This is a genomic window from Ruminococcus sp. CAG:57 (genome assembly GCF_000435935.1).
In the GTDB taxonomy this organism is placed as follows: domain Bacteria; phylum Bacillota; class Clostridia; order Oscillospirales; family Ruminococcaceae; genus Hominimerdicola; species Hominimerdicola aceti.
Genome location: NZ_FR890751.1, coordinates 1 through 1,243 on the forward strand (window position 1 = coordinate 1; position 1,243 = coordinate 1,243).

Here is a 1,243-nt window from a genome sequence, read left to right on the forward strand (position 1 = left end):
TTTGATTACCGATCGGTTTATCCAAACATATCGACTAACGTCGATTAACATGAGAGGCCGTCGGCAGGATAGATTCCGCAAGGAGTCTGTCTTGTCGACGGCTTTTTTTATTAAATAAATATTCAACGCCTGATATGCATTATGGCAGGGAATACAAAATATGACCGTTTTGCAGAGAATGCAAACAGCATATTTTGTGCCCTTTCTTTAGTACGCCCATTTTTCAGGCAAACAGAGTCTGTGTACTAAGTATGCAGGCTCGTTTTTTGTGTCCTCAGAAGAAAGGACACAATATGATTTTTACAACAAAGTGGCTGTGCATTATATCCAAATATCCGTAAGCCTTCGTTTTGATTCAAAACAAAAATCAAAACGGAGGAATATTAATGAGTAAAAATACATTGCGTGTCTATGACACCATAGCAAAGAAGTATGTTGAGGTTGAAGTCAGTGAAAACGTCAGAGTGGGATACAATCGAAGTCAGTGGAATATTGACGATAATGACAAGTCGTTCTATCAACATGAGATTCAGTTCTCAGCCCTTATCGGAGGCATTGACGGAGCATTTGAGAACTTTCACGAATTTGTGACTGACAAAGATGTTACTGAACGAAATGTTATGCTGCATGCGGAATATGACAGACTGCATAGTTGTTTAGCATTGTTATCGGATGACGAGCGAAAATTAATTGAACTTATATATTTTAAAAACTTAACAATTGAAGAATGCGGAAAATATCTTGGTATTACTCACCAAGCTGTCAGCAAGAAAAGAAAGAGGATTTTGTGCAAACTCTACAAACTTTTAAAATAATCAAAAAAATGGTTGCAAAAAGCGTTGCTTCTTCCCCTATACAAGCGGAATAAAAATCCGAAGTAGCTTGACAACCGAATATCAACTCTGCAAGTACGTTAATCACACGGTCGGTATGAAATCTCGGCAGCCAAATGAACCATGCGCGACGACCTCAAAAAGCGAGCGATAACCATGACGTTCAGACCTTTGGACAGCAACCAAAGTCGGCGATGAAACGTGTGAGGATAATGATACTTCCCAGTGAGGGCTAAGAGAGCGGGTGAGAGTCCCATGATGCGGTTACGCTGACCGCAGCTTGCAGAGTTCCGGGCGTGACGGGTATCGGGGATAAATATCATGCAAAGGCAAAACGAATTATTACGGCGGTTTGCGTAAAATGCAGATCGCCGTTTTTACATAATATTTAAACTATTTCAGAGGTGAAA

General features: G+C 40.1%; 1 protein-coding gene. It reads left to right on the plus strand.

Going from position 1 to position 1,243, the window contains the following annotated elements:
- Positions 1-386 precede the first annotated feature (386 nt).
- Entirely contained in the window at positions 387-815 is a 429-nt protein-coding gene (locus tag QVO88_RS08035; RefSeq protein WP_022287983.1) for a sigma-70 family RNA polymerase sigma factor, read from the plus strand.
- Positions 816-1,243: the final 428 nt, after the last annotated feature.